Origin of the sequence: Streptomyces sp. SID13726 (assembly GCF_010548375.1) — a bacterium.
Taxonomy (GTDB): domain Bacteria; phylum Actinomycetota; class Actinomycetes; order Streptomycetales; family Streptomycetaceae; genus Streptomyces.
The window spans coordinates 1-406 of record NZ_JAAGLY010000694.1 but is presented as its reverse complement, the minus strand read 5'-3'; the positions used below and the strand labels follow the sequence as shown (position 1 = coordinate 406).

The following is a 406-nucleotide window of genomic DNA, read 5'->3' as shown; positions in this document are numbered from 1 at the left end:
CTGAAGAAGATCACCCGCGACGGGTTCGAGGACGGACTCTTCGAGGCCTGGCGCAAGGACCCCGAGTTCGTCACGAACCGCCCCGAGCGCCAGGGCGCGACCGTGCTGGTCGCCGGTCCCGACTTCGGCACCGGCTCCTCCCGCGAGCACGCCGTCTGGGCCCTGCAGAACTTCGGGTTCAAGACGGTCATCTCCCCCCGCTTCGCCGACATCTTCCGCGGCAACTCGCTGAAGAACGGTCTGCTGACGGTGGTCCTGCCGCAGGAGACCGTGGACCGGCTGTGGGCGCTGACCGAGGCCGACCCGACCGCCGAGGTGACGGTCGACCTGGTCGCCCGCCAGGTCCGCGCGGCGGGAATCGAGGCGGAGTTCGAACTCGACGACAACGCCCGCTGGCGCCTGCTGG

At 70.2% G+C, this 406-nt stretch carries 1 protein-coding gene; it reads left to right on the top strand.

Annotated elements, in window-relative coordinates; genetic code table 11:
• Nucleotides 1–406: 3-isopropylmalate dehydratase small subunit (gene leuD, locus G3I78_RS49820; RefSeq protein WP_164437292.1), on the top strand; the 406-nt coding region annotated here is incomplete at both ends.